The sequence below is a fragment of the Microbacterium sp. Leaf179 genome (assembly GCF_001423785.1).
Lineage (GTDB): Bacteria > Actinomycetota > Actinomycetes > Actinomycetales > Microbacteriaceae > Microbacterium.
Genome location: NZ_LMPH01000001.1, coordinates 130,400 through 148,978 on the forward strand (window position 1 = coordinate 130,400; position 18,579 = coordinate 148,978).

The 18,579-nt window shown below is 66.8% G+C and carries 18 protein-coding genes; 10 read left to right on the plus strand and 8 right to left on the minus strand.

The window, feature by feature from the left end; genetic code table 11:
- Positions 1 to 145 precede the first annotated feature (145 nt).
- Complete coding sequence (gene pdxH / locus ASF96_RS00655) at positions 146 to 793, minus strand: pyridoxamine 5'-phosphate oxidase (RefSeq protein WP_055935050.1); 648 nt, start codon at positions 791 to 793, stop codon at positions 146 to 148.
- Between the two features lie 226 nt (positions 794 to 1,019).
- Between pdxH and ASF96_RS00660 the strand changes: the two genes are divergently transcribed.
- Positions 1,020 to 1,601 carry a hypothetical protein gene (locus ASF96_RS00660; protein ID WP_055832440.1) on the plus strand — a complete coding sequence of 194 codons (582 nt, stop codon included), beginning with the start codon at positions 1,020 to 1,022 and terminating at the stop codon, positions 1,599 to 1,601.
- 131 nt (positions 1,602 to 1,732) lie between these two features.
- Complete coding sequence (locus ASF96_RS00665) at positions 1,733 to 2,809, plus strand: alkene reductase (RefSeq protein ID WP_055935053.1); 1,077 nt, start codon at positions 1,733 to 1,735, stop codon at positions 2,807 to 2,809.
- A gap of 87 nt (positions 2,810 to 2,896) precedes the next feature.
- Here ASF96_RS00665 and ASF96_RS00670 read toward each other — a convergent pair whose 3' ends face one another.
- From ASF96_RS00670 to ASF96_RS00685, 4 genes are read right to left on the minus strand one after another with little or no spacing between them, the layout of a single operon-like run.
- The gene (locus ASF96_RS00670; RefSeq protein WP_055832437.1) at positions 2,897 to 3,523 is read right to left on the minus strand and encodes a hypothetical protein; all 627 of its coding nucleotides are present in this window, start codon (positions 3,521 to 3,523) and stop codon (positions 2,897 to 2,899) included.
- On the minus strand, positions 3,520 to 4,536 hold the full coding sequence (locus tag ASF96_RS00675) for a tripartite tricarboxylate transporter substrate binding protein (protein WP_055935057.1): 1,017 nt from the start codon (positions 4,534 to 4,536) through the stop codon (positions 3,520 to 3,522). Before ASF96_RS00675 ends, ASF96_RS00670 begins: the two co-directional genes overlap by 4 nt.
- Positions 4,537 to 4,582: 46 nt before the next feature.
- Positions 4,583 to 6,106, minus strand: a complete 1,524-nt coding sequence (locus ASF96_RS00680; protein ID WP_055935060.1) for a tripartite tricarboxylate transporter permease — start codon at positions 6,104 to 6,106, stop codon at positions 4,583 to 4,585.
- A 1-nt stretch (position 6,107) separates the two neighbouring features.
- On the minus strand, positions 6,108 to 6,722 hold the full coding sequence (locus ASF96_RS00685; protein WP_162239377.1) for a tripartite tricarboxylate transporter TctB family protein: 615 nt from the start codon (positions 6,720 to 6,722) through the stop codon (positions 6,108 to 6,110).
- Positions 6,723 to 6,884: 162 nt separating this feature from the next.
- On the opposite strand from ASF96_RS00685, the gene ASF96_RS00690 reads away from it, so the two are divergent.
- Complete coding sequence (locus tag ASF96_RS00690; protein WP_055935068.1) at positions 6,885 to 7,724, plus strand: MurR/RpiR family transcriptional regulator; 840 nt, start codon at positions 6,885 to 6,887, stop codon at positions 7,722 to 7,724.
- The gene (locus tag ASF96_RS00695; RefSeq protein WP_055935071.1) at positions 7,721 to 8,908 is read left to right on the plus strand and encodes an MFS transporter; all 1,188 of its coding nucleotides are present in this window, start codon (positions 7,721 to 7,723) and stop codon (positions 8,906 to 8,908) included. The genes ASF96_RS00690 and ASF96_RS00695 overlap by 4 nt, the downstream gene beginning before the upstream one ends.
- Before the next feature lie 10 nt (positions 8,909 to 8,918).
- On the opposite strand, the gene ASF96_RS00700 is transcribed toward ASF96_RS00695, so the two are convergent.
- Positions 8,919 to 9,482, minus strand: coding sequence for a dihydrofolate reductase family protein (locus ASF96_RS00700; protein WP_055935074.1), 564 nt, complete (start codon positions 9,480 to 9,482; stop codon positions 8,919 to 8,921).
- 4 nt (positions 9,483 to 9,486) lie between these two features.
- Entirely contained in the window at positions 9,487 to 10,488 is a 1,002-nt protein-coding gene (locus ASF96_RS00705) for a helix-turn-helix transcriptional regulator (RefSeq protein ID WP_055935077.1), read from the minus strand.
- A 98-nt stretch (positions 10,489 to 10,586) separates the two neighbouring features.
- On the opposite strand from ASF96_RS00705, the gene ASF96_RS00710 reads away from it, so the two are divergent.
- Entirely contained in the window at positions 10,587 to 11,042 is a 456-nt protein-coding gene (locus ASF96_RS00710; RefSeq protein ID WP_055935080.1) for a VOC family protein, read from the plus strand.
- Positions 11,043 to 11,257: 215 nt separating this feature from the next.
- Complete coding sequence (locus tag ASF96_RS00715; protein WP_055935083.1) at positions 11,258 to 11,674, plus strand: MFS transporter; 417 nt, start codon at positions 11,258 to 11,260, stop codon at positions 11,672 to 11,674.
- Positions 11,675 to 11,994: 320 nt separating this feature from the next.
- Here ASF96_RS00715 and ASF96_RS00720 read toward each other — a convergent pair whose 3' ends face one another.
- Positions 11,995 to 12,282: a hypothetical protein gene (locus ASF96_RS00720; protein ID WP_055935086.1), complete on the minus strand. Its 288-nt coding sequence runs from the start codon at positions 12,280 to 12,282 to the stop codon at positions 11,995 to 11,997.
- Between the two features lie 420 nt (positions 12,283 to 12,702).
- Here ASF96_RS00720 and ASF96_RS00725 point away from each other — a divergent pair, with 420 nt between their 5' ends.
- From ASF96_RS00725 to ASF96_RS00740, 4 genes are all read left to right on the plus strand, one after another.
- A complete protein-coding gene (locus tag ASF96_RS00725) occupies positions 12,703 to 13,290 on the plus strand; it encodes an N-6 DNA methylase (protein WP_235560492.1) in 588 nt (195 codons plus the stop codon).
- Positions 13,287 to 14,879 carry an Eco57I restriction-modification methylase domain-containing protein gene (locus ASF96_RS00730; RefSeq protein WP_055935090.1) on the plus strand — a complete coding sequence of 531 codons (1,593 nt, stop codon included), beginning with the start codon at positions 13,287 to 13,289 and terminating at the stop codon, positions 14,877 to 14,879. Before ASF96_RS00725 ends, ASF96_RS00730 begins: the two co-directional genes overlap by 4 nt.
- On the plus strand, positions 14,872 to 17,409 hold the full coding sequence (locus tag ASF96_RS00735; RefSeq protein ID WP_055935093.1) for a GIY-YIG nuclease family protein: 2,538 nt from the start codon (positions 14,872 to 14,874) through the stop codon (positions 17,407 to 17,409). Before ASF96_RS00730 ends, ASF96_RS00735 begins: the two co-directional genes overlap by 8 nt.
- A gap of 74 nt (positions 17,410 to 17,483) precedes the next feature.
- Positions 17,484 to 18,377 (plus strand): restriction endonuclease, encoded by an 894-nt coding sequence (locus ASF96_RS00740; RefSeq protein WP_235560493.1) that lies wholly within the window; start codon positions 17,484 to 17,486, stop codon positions 18,375 to 18,377.
- Positions 18,378 to 18,579 lie beyond the last annotated feature (202 nt).

The window sequence follows — 18,579 nt, forward strand, 5'->3', positions numbered from 1 at the left end:
CGGGACCGCCCATGGACATCGGCGCCGCGCGGTGTCCCGAGCACGGACGTGGTCGGCGGTGACGGTCAGGCGAGCAGGAAGAGCGCCGTGTGTCCGGGCTGACCCGCGCTCAGGGCTGACCCGCGCTCAGCTCATGAAGGCGTCGTCACGGCTGCCGCCGGTACGCCGCCCACTCCCCCGCCGGGTCGTCGCGTGAGAACACGATGCGGTCGTGCAGTCGCGACGGCCGACCCTGCCAGAACTCGATCTCGCGCGGCTCGACCCGGTATCCACCCCAGTGCGGGGGCCGCGGCACGGACTCGTCGTCGGCGAATCGGGCGCCGATCTGGGCCATCTGCTCCTCGAGGGCGGTTCGGGATGCCACCTGCTCCGACTGGTGGCTCGCCCAGGCCGACAGTTGCGAAGCGCGGGGCCGCGAGGCGAAGTACGCGTCGTCACGCTCGGGCGGGAGCGGCGTCGCCGTACCGAGCACGATGACCTGGCGCTGCAGCGCGTACCAGGGGAACAGGATCGACACCGAAGGGTTCTCGGCGAGCGCGCGGCCCTTGCGCGACAGGCGGTTCGTGAAGAACCACAGTGCGCCGTCGTCGTCGATGCCACGCAGCAGCACGGTACGCGAGGTGGGTCGGGCCTCGGCATCCACCGTCGAGACCACCATCGCGTTCGGCTCGGAAAGGCCGGCAGCATCGTTCAGCCACCGGAGGAGAAGAGCGATGGGCGATGCCGAGAGCGCGGCGTCGTCGAGCTCGTCGAGCGTGTAGTCCCGTCGGTGGGCGAGGGGGTTCTCGGTCATCGCGGTCCTCCGGTCGGTCGCGGCACCATCGTATGGCGGTGTCGTCGCTCGGGGCGCGGGGTCGCGCCGAAGGAGGGGTTGAAGCCAGCGGAGGAGGTGTGACCGCGGGAGGAGGTGTGAGCAGAATCGATCCTCCGCCCCTCCCTCCCCCTCCGCTCGTCACGTGCGCGCGCACCGCCGGCGCCCCCTCTAGCCGGTGTCGGTGGCCCGGAGTACCGTCGTCGCCATGACGCCCGCCGAACTGTTTCTGCGCTCCGACGCCGCGCTGCGCGATGTCATCGACCGCCTCGATCCCGCTGACTTCTCGGCCCCGGTGCCGAAGGAATGGAGCCAGCTCGAGTCGCCCACGCTGCTCGACATCATCGGGCGGCACGCGTACGACGAAGCCTGGGTCCCCGACGTGATCGCGGGCCGCGCGGCGGCCGACGGCGACCCGTTCGCCGAGGGCGACCTCTTGAGCGGCGACGATCCGATCGCCGCGTACGACGCGCTCAACGACGCCGCGACGGCCGCGGTGAACAAGGGCGACATCGCCGACACCTTCCACTTCACGTACGGCGACTACCCGGCGGCCGAGGGCTTCGCTCATCTGGCGACATACCGCGCTTTTCAGGCGTGGATGATCGCCAAGACGTTCGGCGTCCCGTTTCACCTCTCACCCGAGCTGATCGCGGGGATGAACGAACACGTCGTTCGCCACGCCGACGAGTGGCGCCAGTGGGGCGTGTTCGGTCCGGCGATCGACCCGCCGGCGGACGCCGATGACGAGACGCGACTGCTGTGCACGCTGGGGTTCTGGATGCCGTAGACGCGGCGGCCGCGAAGCTGATGTCGCTCTCACGTCACGCCATCCGGTCTGCGGATGTGGCCCCGGTGGAATAGGCAGCCGCTGCCCCTCGTTGGGAGGCGTGGCCCCCGTTTCCCCACGAAAGGACCCCCGTGAGCCTGTTCCACCCCACCACCGTCGGCGATGTCGATGTTCGAAACCGCGTATCGCTCGCCCCGATGACCCGCCTGCGCGCGTCGGCCGACGGCGTTCCCGGCCCGATCGTGGCGAAGTACTACGCGCAGCGCGCGGGCATCGGCCTCCTCGTCACCGAGGGCGTCTTCCCGAGCGACGAGTCGCGCGCGTACCCCGGACAGCCCGGCATCGTCACCGACGCACAGGCCGCCGGCTGGGCCAAGGTTGCAGAGGCCGTGCACGCCGAGGGCGGCACCGTCTTCATGCAGCTGATGAACGGCGGACGCGTCACGCACCCCGACATCACCGGCACCGACCGCATCGTCGCCCCCTCGGCGATCGCGATCCAGGGCGACACGCGCCTGGCCGACGGCACCAAGGTCGCCTACGCCGAGCCGCACGCGCTCGAGACCTCCGAACTCGCCACGGTGCGTGACGAATTCGTCGCCGCCGCCCGTAAGGCAGTGGATGCCGGCTTCGACGGCGTCGAGCTGCACGGCGCAAACGGATACCTGCTGCACGAGTTCCTGTCCCCCGCCTCCAACCAGCGCACCGACGAGTACGGCGGGTCGCCCGAGGCCCGCGCCCGCTTCGTCATCGAGGTCGCCGAGGCCGTCGTGGCCGAGATCGGCGCCGGTCGCGTCGGCATCCGCATCTCGCCCGCCCACAACATCCAGGACGTGTGGGAGAAGGACGAAGCCGAGACCCGCGCCACCTACGAGGCACTGCTCGCCGGTCTGGCTCCCCTGGGCCTCGCCTACCTGAGCGTGCTGCACGCCGACCCCGCCGGCGACCTGATTCAGGACCTGCGCCGCACCTTCGGCGGCACGTTCATCGTCAACTCGGGCTTCTCGAGCGTCACCACGCGCGACGAGGCCGTCTCGGCCGTCGACGACGGCATCGCCGACCTGGTTGCCGTCGGTCGCCCCGCGATCGCCAACCCCGACCTCGTGACGCGCTGGGAGCAGGGCGCCGACGAGAACGAGGTCGACCAGGCGTCGGTCTACGGCGGCGACGAGCGCGGCTACACGGATTACCCGTTCTTGCAGGGCTGAATCACGTCGAAGGGCCTCGCACGGACGGTGGATGCCGTTCGCGCGAGGCCCTTCGTCATAACCGGGGATGCGGATGCCGGTGAGGACTCAGCCCACGGACGCCCGGATGCTCGCCCGCTTCCGGGCCTCGCTCTCGAGCTTCTGCTCCGCCAGGTCGACGATGGTGTCCAGCTGCGCGCGGGGGATGAACACGACGCCGTCGGCGTCGGCGACCACGACGTCGCCCGTCAGCACGGCCACTCCCCCGATCGCGACCGCGCCGCCGATCACACCCGGACCGTTCTTATAGGGGCCGGCCGGCGTCACCCCGCGAGCGAAGACGGGGAGCCCCAGCTCGCGGATCGCGTCGACGTCGCGCACGCAGCCATCGACGACGAAGCCCGCCACTCCGAGGCTCCGCGCCCGCTCGGCGATGAGGTCGCCGATCAGCGCCCGCGTGGTGTCGCCGAACCCGTTAAGCACGATGACCTCGCCCGGCTGGACGACGTCGAGCGCCGCGTGGACGATCTGGTTGTCGCCCGCCGCCGTGAGCACGGTGAGCGCCGGACCCACCAGGCGCGCACCCACCCACGTCGGTGAGATGCCGGCATCCGGAGACCCGAGGCGCTGCATCGAGTCGACGACCGCCGAGGCGGCCAGGGGCGCGAGACGTTCGCGCTCGGAGGCGCTGAGGGGTGCGCGCTCGGCGACGGGTGTCGCGACGGCCGAGGTCACTTCGAGACCTGCAGCAGCTCGTCGATGATGGGAGAGATCGTGGCTTCGCGCTCTTCCCACAGCGTCTCGACCTCGGCACCCGGCATCCACGAGGCGACGGTGGCCGCGTTGGTGAGCTTTTCGATGACCGCGGGGTCCTCCGCGGCGACCTTGAGCGCGGCCTCCAGCGAGGAGCGGATGTTCTCGGGCGTCTCGGCCGGCACCGACAGGGTGAAGCGGCTGTTCATCGGCGCCACCTCGTAGCCCGCGCCGGTCAGCGTGGGCACGTCGGGCATGAGTTCGCTCTGCTCGTCTTCGACGATCGCCAGCAGGCGGATGTCGCCGGACTTGTACGGGCCGTAGAAGCTCGAGACCCCGCCGAGGGCGAAGTTCACCTCGCCCGACATGACGGCGGCCACCTTGTCGGCACCACTGTTGTAGTGGACGATGTTGAACCCCAGGCCGAGTTCGTTCTCGAGGATGCGCAGGTTGACGTGGTCGTCGCCGGCGCGCGAGTCCGTTCCCGCCGTGATCGTGCCGGGGTCGTCTTCGACGGCGGCGAACAGGTCGTCGATGGTCTTGTAGGGGCTGTTGGCAGCCACGCCGATCACGACCGAGTTGGTGGCGAACGAACCCACCGGCAGGAAGCTCTCGCGATCGAAGGTGGCGTTCTTCGAGGGGTCGAGGTAGCGACCGAGGATCGACGGGATGTTCGTGTAGCCGAACGTCGTTCCGTCGGGTGCCGAGGTGGCGAGCTTGCTGAGCCCGACGACCTGGCTGCCGCCCTCGAGGTTCACGACCTGGATGTTGGCATCGAGGGATTCCTGCATGGCCGGCGCGACGATGCGGGCCAGGATGTCGTTGCCGGCACCGGCTGCCGAGGGGACGATCCATTCGATGTCGGTTCCGGCGGCGGGCCAGGCCTCGTCGGCGCCGTTGCCGTTCGAGGTGGTGCCGGCGGCGGACGAGCATCCGACGAGGGCCACGGCAGCGAAGGCTGCGACGGCGGTGAGGGTCAGGGAGCGGGTTCGCATGCTGATTTCTCCTTCTGGTGGGGATGACGGGTGAGCAGGGACAGGACTAGGCGTCGATCCGCGCGCGGGACCGTGACCGCGACCGCGACCGCACGAAGGCGGCGAGGGCGGGGCGGCTCGCTCCCAGCGCGACGGCGAGGGCGCAGACGACGAGCAGGCCGGTGGCGATCGGGCTGCTGGTGAACACTCCCCAGTCGCCGCGCGACAGGGCGAGCGAGCGCTGGAAGTTCTCCTCGAGCATCGGGCCGAGGATGATCGCGAGCACGAGAGGTGTGAGCGGCACGCGCAGCAGGTGGAAGACGTACCCGATCACGCCCGCGGCGACCATGACGAAGATCTCGAAGGTGCTGCCGTTGATCGAGTACGTGCCGAGGAACATGAACGCGAGGATCGCGGCCATCAGGTAGGCGAACGGCAGGCGGAGCACGGCGATCCAGACGCGCACGAGCGGCACGTTGAGGATGAGCAGGATGACGTTGCCCACCAGGAAGCTGGCGATGATGGCCCAGGCGACCTCGGGGTTGTCGCGGAACAGGAGCGGCCCGGGGATGAGGCCGTTGACGGTGAACGCCCCCGCCATGATGGCGACCGTGGCCGACGTCGGGATGCCGAGGGTGAACAGCGGGATCATCGACGACACCGCGAGGGCGTTGTTGGCGGATTCGGGGCCGGCGACGCCCTCCATGGCGCCGCGGCCGAACTCGGAGCGGTGCTTCTTCGAGAAGCGCTTCTCGGCGGCGTACGAAGCCAGCGAGGTCGCTGCTCCGGGCGAACCGGGGAGCAGACCCATGAAGAAGCCGATGATCGAGCCGCGGAAGAAGGGCTTCCACGAGCGGCGGAAGTCGTCGCGGGTGGGGTAGAGCCGCCCGATCGAGAGGGGCTTTGCGATGCCGCCGGGGCCGCGCTGGGCCTGGGCGAGGATCTCGCTGAGCCCGAAGGCGCCCATGACGATCGCGACGAGGCCGATGCCGTCGAACAGCTGCGGCATGTCGAATCCGAAGCGCACGATGCCGACTCCCGGGTCGAGGCCCACCGTCGCGATCGCCAGGCCCACGCCGGCGCTGATGAGCGCCTTGGCGGGGTTGCTGCCCGCGAAGCTCGTGATGAGCAGCAGCCCGAGGAACGACACGAGGAACAGCTCGGGGGCGCCGAACTCCAGCGCGATCCGCGCGAAGGGGGCGACGAGCACGAACCCGACGACACCGACCAGCCCGCCGATGAACGACCCCACCGCCGCGATCACCAGAGCCGGGCCGCCGCGCCCGCGCTTGGCGAGCTCGTACCCGTCGAGGGTCGTCGCCACCGACGAGGCTTCGCCGGGGATCCGCAGCAGGACGGCGGTGATCGTGCCGCCGAAGGCCGCGCCGTAGAGGATGGCGGCGAGCATGATGATCGCCGTGGTGGGCGAGAGCCCGAAGGTGACGGGGATGAGCAACGACACGGCTGCGGCGGGCCCGAAGCCGGGCAGCACGCCGACGAGCATGCCGAGCACGCAGCCGAGAAGGGCGAAGAGCAGGTTCTCAGGGGTGAGGACCGTGAGGAGTCCCTGGAAGAGAGCGCCGAATTCCATGTCAGAGGCCGATCATGCGGAGCACGGTGATGCTCGAGTGCGGGAGGGCGGTGCCGAGCAGGTCGGCGAAGACGAACCGGCTGATGACGGCCACACCGACGGCGATGAGAAGGGCGACCCACCAGCGGCGAGCGCTCACGAGGGTCATGACGCTGAAGAGCAGCAGCGTCATGGTGAGGAGGTAGCCGAGCACCGGAAGCAGGATCGCGGAGAGCACGAGCGCCCCCGCCACGATGGCGACGCGCAGCACTCCGCGCCGGTCGGGGAGGGCGATGTCGTCGTCTTCCTCGTCGATCCCGTCGACGACGAGCACGCCGATCGCGGTGTCGGTGGGCGGGTCGACGCGGTTGGCCTCGAACGGCGGCCGTGTGTCCGACCGGCCGGCTTCCCGGCGCTGCGCGGCAGCCGCACCGAGCAGCTGGAGCGCCCAGAGGACAGCGCCGAGCGCGATCGTGGCGCCCGCGACGACCGGGAAGAACCCCGCGCCCACCCCGGTCACGTTGGTCAGGCCGTAGCCGAAGCCTGACACCATGACCGCGATGCCGGCGACGGCACCGATCGCCACGACAGACCACTCCAGGTACTGCCGTGCCCTCGTCGGGGACGAGGTTTCCACCACATCAGACGCCATCGTCATCCGCCTCTCTGCGGGTTTCCGTGCTAGGTGTGTGTGCAAGGCGTTCAACGCAACTTGCGCACTTGCACAGGATTGCAGGATGGTCCAAACTTGTCAACAACCGACCCGCTCGATCGGCGTCGTGCCTTCGAAGGAGAGAACATGAGCTTTCGCGCCGTCGCGACTCGCAACACCGCCGCCCTGAGCGCTACGGAGCAGAAGGTCATGACGGTGCTGCTGAGCGCTGCGACGTCATCGACGACGGCGGCCGACGTGGCTGCCCAGGCCGGCACGCACGAGTCGACCGTGGTGCGCCTCGCGCAGAAGCTGGGCTACCGCGGGTATCCCGACCTGCGCCGCGACCTGCGCGCCGACGAGGTGAACCCCGCGCTCTCGGGTGCGCCGATGCGGCAGGAGTCCGGGGCCGACCTGGCATCCTTCGTCGCCGACGAGCGAGCCGGCCTCGAGCGCCTGTCGGAGTTCGTCCCCCAGTCCGCGATCGACGCCGCCGCCCGCGACATCGCCGGCGCCGGGGTCGTCTACATCTTCGCCAACGGCGACGCCCGCTCGCTGCAAGAACTGCTCGCCCGCCGCTTCCGCCGGCTGGGGATGGTCGTGGTCACCCTCTCACCCCAGGCGAAGGACCTGGCCGAACGCTTCGTGCCATTCGACTCCACCAGCATGCTGATCGGCTTCGCGCTGCGCGAGACGCCGCGGATGCTCCCCGCCCTCATCGCCGAGGCGCAGCGCCGACGCGGACGCAGCCTGCTCATCACCGACGTGCCGGGCGCGCAGTTCCGGCCCGCTCCCGACCACCTCATCGCGGCCCTCCGCAGCGCCGACAGCGAGTACCGCACCCTCTTCGTGCCGATGGCCCTCTGCTACGCGCTTCAGCTCGCGGTCTACCACCTCGACTCCGAGCGGTACCACGCCGTCCGCGAAGACATCGACGGCCTCACCCGCATGCTCGGCGGCACCGACGAGATCCCCCTCCGACCGTGACGGGCCCCGCCTGGCGGGCTGCGCTCAGCACCCAGGCGGCGCTGTCGCAGGCTTCGTGGGTCGGCGTGCGGCTGATGGTCGGCTACCGGGCGCTCGAGCTGGGCGGGGATCCGCTGCTGCTCGCCGCGCTCGCGGCATCCTTCGCCGTTCCGACGATCGTCGCGGCGCTTCCCGCGGGCCAGATCTGCGACCGCTTCGGTGGGAGCACCGTCGCCTTCGCCGGCCTTCTCATCGCCTCGGCCGGCGCGATCGTCGTGCTCGCCCTGCCGTCGACCGTGCTGCTGCTGTTCGCCGCGACCCTCACGATCGGCCTGGGCCACCTCTGCGTGATGATCGGCCAGCAGACCTTCGTCGCGCACGCGAGCCGCGGGGGCTCGATGGACAGCGGCTTCGGCACCCTCAGCGCGGCGGCATCCATCGGTCAGCTGATCGGTCCCCCGGCCGTGACCATCGCCGCGACCCTCGCCGCGGGCGATCAGCCCGACACGACCGCGGGCTTCGCCGTCTGCCTCGCCTTCACGGTGCTTGCTCTACCGCTGATCCTCTTCCTGCGCCGCGGCGACACGCACCGCCGCACCACCGCCGCGAAGGCCCCGCGCGTTCCGCTCTCGGCGGTGATGAAAGCCCCCGAGTTGTGGCGGGCCCTCGCGGTCAGCGGGGCCGTGCTCGTGACGGTCGACCTGCTCTTCACCTTCGTGCCGCTGTGGGCCGTGGAGAAGGGCATCCCCCCGGTCACCGTCGGCCTACTACTCGCCCTCCGCGCCGTCGTCTCGGTCGTGAGCCGCCTCGGCCTCGCCCGCATCGTGGCGCGATTCGGCCGCCGCACCCTGCTCGTCGTGGCGATGCTCATGGGCGTCGCGAGTCTCGTCGCCCTGCCCTTCGCGAACCAGTGGGGTGCGATCCCCGTAATGATCGCGCTCGGCATCGCCCTCGGCCTCCCCCAGCCCCTGACGATGGCGTGGACGACCGCGATCACCCCTCCCGCGGTGCACGGCGCGGCCCTCGGCCTGCGCCTGACCGCCAACCGCGTGCTGCAGGTGCTGATCCCGGTGAGCGTGGGCCTCGTCGCCGGGCCCCTCGGACTCGTGGCGATCTTCTGGTCGAACGCGGCCGTGCTCGCGGTGGGGGTGGCGATTGTTGCCACCTCGCGTACAAGCGATCGCGATGGGGAGGGTTCGGAGTAGCGGGCGGGCGCTATGAGGCGGCTCGGTATCGCTGCGCGGTGGCGCCCGAGCGGAACTCCCGGCGCTCGACGAGCTCGAGTCGCATTTGATTCCGGATGCCATCGAGCAGGCGTGGCCCGCGCCCGGCGACCACCGGGTGTACGACGAAGGTGTACTCGTCGATGAGCCCGGCCGCGGCGAGCGCGGCCGGGAGTTGCACGCCGCCGAGCGAAATGCCCCGCCCCGGCCGTTCCTTCAGCGCCCGAACGGCTTCGACAACGTCACCACTGATGAGTTCGGCGTTCCAGTCCACGGCGTCGATGGTTCCGGATGCCACGACCTTCCGCATCGGATCCATCACCTCCGAGAAGGCCACGTCATCGGCATCCATCCAGTCCGGCCACTCCCCCGACTCCGGCCGCCGCCACGCCCCCAGCATCAGCTCGTACGTGACGCGGCCGTAGAGGAGTGTGTCCGAGCGTCGCAGCTCGTCGGTCCAGAACGCCATGGATTCGGAGTCCGGCGGAAGGCCGGCCTCGTGGTGGACGCAGCCGTCGAGCGTGACGTTGATGGCGTAGCGGAGCGGCTGGGTCATGCCGCTAGCTTGGTCGTCGGATCCCCTCGGCGGAAGGGCCTCCGCCCGCCGCCGCGAACCGCTGCGCCTGCACCGCGAACGCCTCCGCCAACTCCGCCGGCCCCACCACCTCCATCGCCACCTCGAACCGTCCGAACGATGCGGCGAGGGCACCCCACGACCACGAACCGGCTTCGAGGGTGCAGCGCTCGTCGTCCACAGCCGTGACGGTGCCGTCGCCCGCGAAGGGCAGCACGTCGCGGGCCGGCGCGTGCAACAGCACCGTCCCCCGGCAGGCCCACTCATTCGTGTCCGACCCCTTGAACCGCGCCGAGACGAACGCGTCGACATCACCGCCCGGCACGACCCGCGGCACGAACGGAGCTCCCGACGGCACCCGCGGCCTCACCCGATGAGCGGAGAAGAGCCGCCAATCCTCCCTATCGAGGTCCCACGCGAGCAGGTACCACCTGCCCTGCGATGCGACGAGATGGTGCGGCTCGACCCGTCGGGCCGGCCCCGGCTCGGCGTCGTCCCCCTCGCGAGGCAGGTAGTCGAAGCGGATCGTCACCCGGTCACGCAGAGCCTGCCCCAGCGTCAGGAGCACGTCCAGGGGCACCGCGACGGCCGGCCCGTCACCGGGTCGCCCGACCGTGGTCACCTCGATCGCATCGAGCCGAGGCCGTAGCCGCGACGGCAGCACCTGACGCATGGTCCCGAGTGCGCGCACCGCCGCCTCCCCGATACCGGCGCCCAGCGCAGGAGCCGCCCGCAGCGCGATCGCGACCGCGAGCGCCTGGTCGTCGTCGAAGAGCAGCGGGGGCATGTCGTTTCCCGCCTCGAGGCGGTATCCGCCGTCGGGACCCATCGCGGCCTCGATGCGGTAGCCCATCTCGCGAAGACGGTCGATGTCACGCCGAACCGTGCGATGGCTGATGCCCAACCGCGCCGCCAACACAGACCCCGGCCAGTCGCGCCGGGCCTGCAGCAGCGACAGCAGAGTGAGCAATCTCGACGTCGTGGCCATGTCGTCCACGTTAGAGCGAATAGAGGACAGAAACAGACCTACACGGCTGAGATCGTCGATCTACAAGCCGATCCCGGCCGAGACAATGAGGAGAAGACATGTCCGTGCAGACCACCACCCACCTGAACTTCCGCGGCGACGCCCGTGAGGCGCTCGCCTTCTACCAGTCCGTCTTCGGCGGACACCTTGTCGTCAACACCTACGCCGACTTCGGGATGCCGGCCGACATCCCCGGATCCGACAAGGTCGTGTTCGGCCTGGTCGCCGCCGAGAACGGCTTCCGCATCATGGGCTACGACATCCCCGGCCGCACCGAGGTCGGCATCGCCGGCGGCGGCGCGACACACCGCGAGAACGGTACGACAGTCACGGAGCAGGCGCTGTTCGTGTCGATTACCTCGCCCACGTTCGACGAGCTGCAGGGATACTGGGACACCCTGGCGGTGGATGCCACGGTCGTCGAGCCGCTGGCGGCATCGGCGTGGAGTGCCGGGTTCGGGATGCTGACGGACCGGTTCGGCGTGACGTGGAGCGCGTCGGTCGCGGCGGCGTGACCCCAGGAGTCGTGGCGCGGGCCTTGGGCTTTCGCCACGACTCCCCGCGAGGTTCGGCCAGAGAAGCGGGCTTTGGCTACGTGGCGCGACTGCACGGCGCCAGCTGCACGAATTTCTCTCCCCGCCTCTAACCAGCGCACCGACGAGCGGTCGAGAAGGGCATCCCGTCGGTCACCGTCGGTCTGCTGCTCGCCCTTCGCGCCCTCGTCTCGGTCGTGAGCCGCCTCGGCCTCGCCCGCATCGTTGCGCGATTCGGCCGCCGCACCCTGCTCGTCGCGGCGATGCTCATGGGCGTCGCGAGTCTCGTCGCCCTGCCCTTCGCGAACCAGTGGGGCGCGATCCCCGTGATGATCGCGCTCGGCATCGCCCTCGGCCTCCCGCAGCCCCTGACCATGGCCTGGACGACCGCGATCACCCCGCCCGCCGTGCACGGCGCCGCCCTCGGCCTGCGCCTGACCGCCAACCGGGTGCTGCAGGTGCTGAAGGTGCTGATCCCGGTGAGCGTGGGCCTCGTCGCCGGCCCCTTCGGACTCGTGGCGATCTTCTGGTCGAACGCGGCCGTGCTCGCCGTGGGGGTGGCGATCGTCGCGAGCTCGCGCACGAGCGATCGCGACGGGGAGGGGACGGCTTGAACCACGTCACCGCTGAGGAGTTCGGCGTTCCAGTCCACGGCGTCGAGGGTTCCGGATGCCACCACCTTGCGCATCGGATCCATCACCTCCGAGAAGGCCACGTCATCGGCGTCCATCCAGTCGGGCCACTCCCCCGACTCCGGCCGCCGCCTCGCCCCCTGCATCAGTCCGTACGTGACGCGGCCGTAGAGCAGAGTGGCCGCTCGAGCGCAGTGGGATCACCACGGCCTTGTTCGTTGGTGCCGCCCTCGGACGGTCGCGATACAACATGCCCCGGGCGCTGCCTCCTGGTGCGTCTCCCATTACGCACCACTCGACTCTTAGATCCTCCGCAGCGGACGAACTTCGTCCCAAAGCTCCGCGCAGTTGATGCGACCCACAACGCGGTTACCTCGGCCCGCCGTCCAGTTCCGCTTCAGGCCCTCAGGTACACCGTCTTCGGAGTAGAAGTGGATCCGCTTCTCTGAGGCCCAAGCGCCCGAGTCCTGGTTCGGCTCATGGAGGAACTCGACGTCTGGGGAGTTGATGAGATATTCGAATGCCTCTTCCTTCTCCTCCTCGTTCAGGAACACCACTTGGTCGTTCTTCCCATATACCAGCTTCGTCATCTTGCAACTCCCCCATTTCCCCTCATGGCACTCACCACTAAACACAGGTTCTCGAACGTCACCATATGCGGGTGCACTGGTGGCGATAGTTCGAAGTGATGCGTCCCGCGAGAGCATTATTATGATGGCGTTGAACTCACCGTGCGTCAATCGGCGCACCATCTCTAACGAGAGTGACCCACTAAAATCCGCTCGATCCAGACGAGCGTCAGAGCGCACTGCTGCTCGAGAGCAGGGCGTCCAGATCCGCCGAGCCCTCGGCTCGGGTTGGCGAGGGAGAGAGGCTAAAGTCGATACTGCGCGGGCGCAGTGGATCCGTCGCAGAAAGATCAGACCTGGTCGGGGATCACGATGGCTATACCTGGGGCGCGGTACGAAGGTGTCAGCTCTCACGAGCGGCTAGTCAAGTCGCGTCAGCGCGTGACCGAGCACGGCGAGGTCTTCACCCCCCGCTGGATCGTCGACGACATGCTAGATCTCGTCAAGACAGAGACCGAACGCATCGACTCGCGGTTCCTGGAGCCGGCGTGCGGCTCAGGCAACTTCCTCGTGCCCGTCCTCGACCGCAAGCTCGCGGCGGTGCAGGGCCGCCACGGCCGCAGCGATTTTGAAAAGCGTCATTACGCTCTTTTCGCGCTTATGTGCATTTACGGGATCGAGCTACTGCCCGACAACGCCGCCGAGTGCCGAGACAATCTCGCGGCCACTTTTTCTCGATTCCTAGGCCGAGGCGCAGGAAACGAGTGGCACCAGGCCGCCGTGACAGTCCTTTCCGCGAACGTGGTGCAAGGCAATGCTCTGAAAATGACGGATGCCGCCGGCGACGCAATCGTATTCCCGGAGTGGGGATACCTCGGGCGAGGCAAGTACCAGCGCAGGGACTTCCGCCTCATAGACCTCACCCAACGCGCATCGGCCTCAGTAGGGCTCTTCGAGGCGTTCGAAGAGCACGAGATCTTCAGCCCGGTACGCACCTACGCGGCGATGACAGTGAAAGACATCGCATGACGGACCAGACGATCACCGTTGATAGCAGGGCGACGTTCGTTCTTCGCGGTCACAATCCCGACGTGCTGACATGTATCGCGAACCTGTCGAACGATGAGGTCTTCACCCCTCCCGAACTCGCAAATCAGATGCTCGATACCCTCGAGAGCGCGTGGGCCGAGGAAAACGATGGTGCCTCCATTTGGTCTGACCCGAGTGTCACCTTCCTCGATCCGTTCACTAAATCGGGCGTTTTCCTGCGCGAGATCACGAGCCGGCTGACCGATGGTCTGGCATCGCAGATCCCTGCACTCGAGGAGCGGGTGGACCACATCCTGACCAAACAGGTGTTCGGGGTCGGGATCACGCAGCTCACGGCTCTGCTTGCGCGACGGAGCGTGTATTGCTCGAAGGACGCGACGGGTACGCATTCAATCGCGACTTCCTTTGATCGCGACTGGGGCAATATATGGTTCGAGCGAACCGAGCACACATGGGCGGGTGACAGGTGTGCGTACTGTGGCGCCGGCAAGTCGAGCTACGGGCGATCTGACGAGCTCGAGTCTCACGCGTACGCCTTCATTCACGGCACTGATATGAAAGCGCGCCTGGCGCGCATGTTTGGAGTAGACGTGCAGTTCGACGTGATCATCGGCAACCCACCCTATCAACTGAGCGATGGCGGCGGATCAGGATCGAGCGCTATGCCGATTTATCACCGATTCATCGAACAGGCGAAACGGCTGGAGCCGAGGCTGCTCACGATGATCATCCCCTCGAAGTGGTTCTCAGGTGGAAAAGGTCTCGACGATTTTCGATCGACGATGCTTCGCGATCGACGGCTTCGTTCGCTCGTCGACTACCCCGACTCCCGCGAGGCCTTCGCCGGCGTCGATGTAGCGGGTGGTGTCTGCTATTTCCTGTGGAACCGCGATAACCCCGGAGTATGCCACGTTGAGACGCGAGTCGGAGGCGCGTCCGTTGCTGCTGAGCGAATTCTGAACGAGTTCGACGTTTTTATTCGCGACAATCGGGTGCTGAATCTTGTGAAAAAGGTGCAGGAGGAAGGTACTGCGGCGCTCTCTTCGGTTGTGTCTGCCAGGAGGCCATTCGGAATAGATTCGGCCAACGCAGGTGCAGCCTCTGGCGACCTCCATCTTTATGCGAGTGGAGGGGATGCCCGTGTACACCGAGCAGATGTCCCAAAGGGTGCGGAGCTCGTCGACAAGTGGAAGGTCCTTTTGTCGAAGACGTCCAGTGAGCACGCCGGCCAAACTGACAAGTCGGGACGGAAGAGAGTACTGTCTCGAATCGAAGTGATGCCGCCAGCTTCGGTCGCGACGGAGTCTTATCTCATCCTTGGCCCCTTCCCCTCCGAGGCCGAAGCCGCCAATGCCGCAGCGTATCTGCGTACACGATTCGTGCGATTCCTGATCTCGGCGATCTTGCTGACGCAGAACATCACACGCGGCTCATTCGCGTTCGTGCCCGTTCAGAACTTTTCGCGCACATGGACGGATGAGGATCTCTATGCGAAGTACCATCTGACCCAAGACGAGATCGCGCTCATAGAGTCGCAGATCAAGCCGATGGAACTCGGCGATGCCTAAACCCATCGACGAGCTGCTCCCCGAAAAGCAGTCTGCTCGCCTACGCATCTATGCGTACTCCATCGCTGACGGCCCCCATGCTGGCCTCCTCAAGGTCGGGCAGACCACCCAGGATGTGAAAAAGCGGGTCGCCCAGCAGCTCAAGACCGCGGCGATCGAGAATTTCGAGATCGTATTGGACGAGCCTGCAGATCGACCGGACGGCACAGTGTTCCGCGATTTCGATGTGCGCGCACGCCTGCTGCAGAAGAAGTTTGCCAATCCAACTGGCGAGTGGATGCGCTGCACGGTCGAGGACGTTCGTCTGGCGATCGCGGAGCTTCGCGCAAACAAGGCGTACCAGGGCACACCCACCTTCGACTTCCCAATGCGCGCCGAGCAGCAGGCTGCCGTCAACAAGACGCACGACTACTACCGGTCGATTTGGGCCGACGACGAAGACGCAGTCCCCGAGTTCCTGTGGAACGCCAAAATGCGCTTCGGCAAGACGTTCACGACGTACCAGCTCGCGAAGAGGCTCGGCGCTAAGCGCGTGCTCGTCGTGACCTTTAAGCCCGCCGTCGAAGACGCGTGGGACACCGATCTGAGAACCCATGTGGACTTTGACGGGTGGCAATACCTGTCGCGCAAGACGGGCGGTGACCCGGCGTCTGTTCATCCCGATCAGCCGCTCATCTTCTTCGGGTCGTTTCAGGACCTCTTGGGGCGCGACGCCGCCGGCAATTTCAAGGCGAAGCACAAGTGGCTGACAGGGGTCATGTGGGACCTCGTGGTGTTTGATGAATACCACTTCGGGGCCTGGCGAGACACAGCCAAGGAGCTGTTCGAGGGTGAGGACGATGCCGTCCGCAAGAAGGAGGAGACGCTCGAGTTCTCCGCGGCAGAGGAGACGTTCGCCGAAGAGCTCGAGGAACGTGGCAGCGACGAGGACGCGTTCGTACCGATTAAGGCCCGAGCTTACCTCTACCTCTCCGGTACCCCTTTCAAGGTGCTCAGCGAGGGCCGATTTATCGAAGAGCAGATCTTTAACTGGACCTACACCGACGAACAGCGCGCAAAGGCGGAGTTTGCCCTCAAGTATCCACTTGATCCCAACCCGTACGCATCGCTGCCCGAGATGCGGCTGCTCACGTACCAGATGCCCGACGAGCTCATCGCGATCGCAAATCAGGGCGAGTTAGACGAGTTCGACCTCAACGCATTCTTCGAAGCGAGGGGAACCGGCACAGGCGCAGAATTCCTTCACAAGGATGATGTGCAGAAGTGGCTTGACATCATCCGTGGCGGGTACCTGCCAACGCAGGTCGATGCGATGAAGGCCGGCACGCGGCCACCGTTCCCGTTCTCGGACTCGCGGCTGCTGCCATACCTGCAGCACTCGCTGTGGATGCTGCCGCGCACTGCGTCGTGCGCGGCTATGTCGAACCTGCTCGCCGAGCCGCAGAACGGGTTTTGGCACGACTACCGGGTCGTGAACGTGTCTGCTGCGGGTGTCGGGGTCGGACTTGACGCGCTGCCGCCGGTGCGCGAGGCGATTGGCGGCGGGCACGACACCAAGACAATCACGCTCACCGTTGGCAAGCTGACCACCGGCGTGACCGTGCCGCAGTGGTCGTCGATCCTGATGCTACGCAACCTGCAGGCGCCCGAGACGTACTTTCAGGCGGCGTTCCGCGTGCAGTCGCCGTGGACCATCCGAAACCCGAACGGCGACGATCCGAACGAAGAGGCAATTCTCAAACCGGTCTGCTTTGTCTTCGACTTCGCACCGACTCGGGCGCTGCGGCAGATTAGCGAGTACGGGCGCGGGCTGTCGCCTGAGAATCAAAACCCGGAACGTGCCGTCGAGGAACTCGTGTCATTCCTGCCCGTGCTGGCCTACGACGGCTCGAACATGACGCAAGTCGATGCCGCCGGGATCCTTGACATCGCCACGTCCGGCACCTCGGCGACGCTCCTCGCGCGCAAATGGGAGTCGGCGGTTCTCGTCAACGTCGACAATCTCACCTTGAAGAAGGTTATGTCATCGGATGCCGCGATGAAGGCGGTCATGAACATCGAGGGCTTCCGCGCGCTGGGATCATCCATCTTCGAGACGGTCGTCAACAAGAGCGAGTCGGTCGGCAAGACAAAAAAGGAGAGGGGCGACGACATTACCCCGGCCGAGAAGAGGGAGCTAACGGCCGAGGAGAAAGAGTACAAGTTCAAGCGCAAGCAGATCCAGGAGAAGCTCATCAAGTTCGCGACGCGGATCCCCGCGTTCATGTACTTGACGGACTTCCGCGAACACCAGCTCAAGGACGTGATCACAAAGATCGAGCCGGGGCTCTTTCAAGCTGTCACTGGGCTCACGGTCGACGACTTCGAGCTGCTCGTCTCACTCGGCGTGTTCAACGCGGGACACATGAATCAGGCTGTCTTCGCCTTCCGCCGCTACGAGGACGCGTCGCTCAAGTACACGGGAATCGAGTCGCACCAGGGACTGCGTCACTATGGCCTTTACGACACTGTCGTCGCGGTCGAAGATTAGACTGCACCCTTCCGGCAACAGTCAATCCCCTCGTGCAGCCCCGGTACGTGCGGCGCCGATCCCGACCGAATGGAATGATCTTGTCGATCCCGAAATGGCATGAGTTCATGGCGCCGATCCTCCGAGTCATGAGTGATGGCGCGACGCGCGACCGGGGCGAAATCATCCAGGCCGCTGCCGATGAAGCCGGAGTAGTGAATGCAGAGCGCCTGATCACGCTCACGACCGGGCAGCCGATGTATGCCAACCGCGTGGGATGGGCAATCTCTCACCTCAACAGGGCGGGCGCGTTGTCGCGACCTGAACGAGGGCGCTACGTGATCAGCGATTTGGGACGCGCAGTGCTCGACACCCGCCCCGCAGTGTCCCGTGCGGACGTTGCGGCCGTGACGGGGTACCGACGGACACGGTCTGTCAGCGAGGCGTTAGTTGAGCAAACTGAGGACGTCGAATCACTCGACCCGGCGGAGCTGATCGACCAAGGAATCAAGCAGATCCAGGCGGACGTTGCCGGAGAGCTTCTCGCTCGGCTCATGACGAAGCCGCCGACATTCTTCGAGCAAACGGTGGTCGACTTGCTCGTAGCCATGGGCTACGGGGGCGCCGAAGGACAGGCCCGGGTCACCTCGGCGTCGAATGATGGCGGGATCGACGGCATCATCGATCAGGACACGCTCGGGTTGAGTCGGGTATACATCCAGGCGAAGCGGTACTCACCAGACAATGCCGTAGGCCGGCCCGAAGTGCAGGGCTTCGTGGGCGCGCTCAGCGGAAAGGCTGACGGTGGGGTGTTCATAACAACAGGCCGCTTCAGCGGCGGCGCCATGGATTACGCGGCCGCAGTGCCGACGCGCGTGATTCTCATCGACGGCAATCGGCTCACCTCACTGATGATTCGGTTCGGTATCGGCGTGCAAACGAGGCAGACGGTGCAGATCGTCGAAGTCGACGAGGACTATTTCGAGTAGTCGTCAATGCATCGCCGTCGCGTGGAAAGATGCAAGGCAGAATACGCCGACATATCGAGACGAGCGAGGACTCGGTCGGATTCGCCGCGCAACCCTCGACGAGTACCTAATCCGGAACCTCGAGATTGAGGTCGAGTTGTCGCGGCGGATGATCGCCGAGGAGTCGCCGGCGGCGCACACAACTTTGGCTTACCTGACCGTT

Bases quoted from the DNA above. Each gene is read 5' to 3' on its own strand.
- ASF96_RS00675 (WP_055935057.1), bottom strand. From the start codon at position 4,536: ATGCGAACCCGCTCCCTGACCCTCACCGCCGTCGCAGCCTTCGCTGCC.
- ASF96_RS00705 (WP_055935077.1), bottom strand. From the start codon at position 10,488: ATGGCCACGACGTCGAGATTGCTCACTCTGCTGTCGCTGCTGCAGGCC.
- ASF96_RS00700 (WP_055935074.1), bottom strand. From the start codon at position 9,482: ATGACCCAGCCGCTCCGCTACGCCATCAACGTCACGCTCGACGGCTGC.
- ASF96_RS00735 (WP_055935093.1), top strand. From the start codon at position 14,872: ATGCCTAAACCCATCGACGAGCTGCTCCCCGAAAAGCAGTCTGCTCGC.
- ASF96_RS00710 (WP_055935080.1), top strand. From the start codon at position 10,587: ATGTCCGTGCAGACCACCACCCACCTGAACTTCCGCGGCGACGCCCGT.
- ASF96_RS00690 (WP_055935068.1), top strand. From the start codon at position 6,885: ATGAGCTTTCGCGCCGTCGCGACTCGCAACACCGCCGCCCTGAGCGCT.
- ASF96_RS00740 (WP_235560493.1), top strand. From the start codon at position 17,484: ATGATCTTGTCGATCCCGAAATGGCATGAGTTCATGGCGCCGATCCTC.
- ASF96_RS00680 (WP_055935060.1), bottom strand. From the start codon at position 6,106: ATGGAATTCGGCGCTCTCTTCCAGGGACTCCTCACGGTCCTCACCCCT.
- ASF96_RS00660 (WP_055832440.1), top strand. From the start codon at position 1,020: ATGACGCCCGCCGAACTGTTTCTGCGCTCCGACGCCGCGCTGCGCGAT.
- pdxH (WP_055935050.1), bottom strand. From the start codon at position 793: ATGACCGAGAACCCCCTCGCCCACCGACGGGACTACACGCTCGACGAG.
- ASF96_RS00730 (WP_055935090.1), top strand. From the start codon at position 13,287: ATGACGGACCAGACGATCACCGTTGATAGCAGGGCGACGTTCGTTCTT.
- ASF96_RS00720 (WP_055935086.1), bottom strand. From the start codon at position 12,282: ATGACGAAGCTGGTATATGGGAAGAACGACCAAGTGGTGTTCCTGAAC.